We start from the raw sequence: 1,900 nt of genomic DNA, 5'->3' as shown, positions 1-1,900 counted from the left end.
TATGATCACTATGTTCGCTGAGAGTTTTTACCTCTGTCCCTCTTTTAATATCCCAGATTTTAATAGTTTTGTCTTTGCTGCCACTGGCTAAAAATTTGTTATTACTGCCGAAATCTACCGATAAAATACCTCCAAACCAATCGGAATGACCTTTTAAGGTAATACTGCTCTTTTCTCCCAGATTCCAAATAATTACCGTTTTGTCATTTTCGCCGCCACCACTGGCTAAAAGTTGACCATTTTGACTAAATTTAACTGTTAGGACTTTATCGCTATGACCTTGTAATGTGGACAGAGTTTCTCCGGTTTTTACTGACCATATTTTCACCGTTTTATCTTCACTACCACTAGCAATAATTTCCTTATCGGGATGAACAGCTACTGCTGTAACTTTATCTTGGTGTCCCGTTAAGGTAGAGATTAATTTTTTAGTTTCCAGTGACCAAATTCTTAGGGTTTGATCATCTCCTCCACTAACCAAATATCCTTGACAGGGACTAAAAGCAACAGAGTTAACTCCCTGATCCCACCAACCGGCTTTTTCATGTCCTTGTAAAATAAATTTTTGATTTTTTTGCCAATCCCAAACAATAACAGTTAACTCGTTATCTCCACTAGCTAAAAATTTACCATCTTGGGAAAAAGTTAGACATTTAACCTCACCTTCATGGCCTTCTAGGGATTTAAAAGATACTAAGGGATTAAACATAGTGAAAACATTAGTTAATCAAGATTTTTCGGCATTACCCGATGTTGGTTGTTCTGTAGGGGACTAAGCCATCCCTGAGATAACTTTTCAGAAATCTCCGCTCACCACAAGTACGGGGAAGCTATTCTTCCGTAATTATAACTAATTACAGCGTTTCTCGTCAAGGAGATGCAGCTAATTTAAGGATAGGCGATTAAAATAGGTCTTAGCTTATAAGTACCCGTTGACAATCATAGTAGTAGGGTAGGTGAGGGGACAATAATCGAAAAAATTGCCCGATAAATTAAGTATTGGCTGTAACCTAGCCAAAAAAGGCTGCTATTCAGGGACGTTATAGGGTAAGATTAACTATTAGGGTGGAGTTTATTGCCGATTTTAATCTTGTCCTAAGCGAGCAAAATTGACAATTGAATCTGTAATTTTAAAAATATCTATCCCGTCAATCTCATCTAACCACAAATGCTTAAAATTTTAGTTGATGGTACACCGATAAGACAAAATCCTAGTGGAATTGGATTATATGCTTATCACCTGATTGCCGAATTAGCTAAATTACAAAACCAAGAAAACTTTTCCCTGTCCCTCTGTTTTCAACCATCGGTAAAAAACTGGCTGCGGGGTAATCTTTCTATTCCCGAAAAACTGCAATCCTATCCAGAGGTTAAATGTTTACCAATTCCCGTCAGTCTTAGCAATATCTTAACCCGATTTCCTAATCCTCTAATTCCCTATCTAGAAAACTTTCTTGATTCTCCCGATATTCTCCACGGATTGGATCATGTGGTGTATCCTTGTCGTCAGAGTCGTCAAGTTATGACTATTCATGATGTTACTTTTATTAAATATCCTCAGTTTGTCACGGGGATTGTCAAAACCTACAGCCAACGGATTAAACAATGTCTAAAATGGACAGATTTAGTTATTGCTAACTCCGAAAGTACCAAACGAGATATTATTGAATATTTAGATGTAACCCCAGAGAAAATTTTTGTTACTCCCCTCGCAAGTCGTTATTCTTCTCTCCCCAATTATCCCTCATCTCTAACCATCACTAAACCCTATTTACTCTTTGTTAGTACCCTAGAACCACGAAAAAATATTATTAATCTTATCAGTGCTTTTAACTATCTCAAGGACAGGTATAAATTAGACCATAATCTGATTCTGATTGGCAAAAAAGGATGGAAGTAT

General features: G+C 36.9%; 2 protein-coding genes. One reads left to right on the top strand and one right to left on the bottom strand.

Annotated elements, in window-relative coordinates:
- On the bottom strand, window positions 1–709 hold a 709-nt coding region (locus PX484_RS15695), incomplete at its 3' end, for a WD40 repeat domain-containing protein (RefSeq protein WP_288104641.1).
- A 459-nt stretch (window positions 710–1,168) separates the two neighbouring features.
- Between PX484_RS15695 and PX484_RS15690 the strand changes: the two genes are divergently transcribed.
- The coding region (locus tag PX484_RS15690; protein ID WP_288104638.1) for a glycosyltransferase family 4 protein at window positions 1,169–1,900 on the top strand (732 nt) is incomplete at its 3' end.

It is taken from the genome of Microcystis sp. M49636_WE2 (assembly GCF_030065375.1).
GTDB lineage: Bacteria > Cyanobacteriota > Cyanobacteriia > Cyanobacteriales > Microcystaceae > Microcystis > Microcystis aeruginosa_C.
Note: the sequence above shows the minus strand (reverse complement) of the source record. Positions and strands in the feature narration are given on the sequence as shown.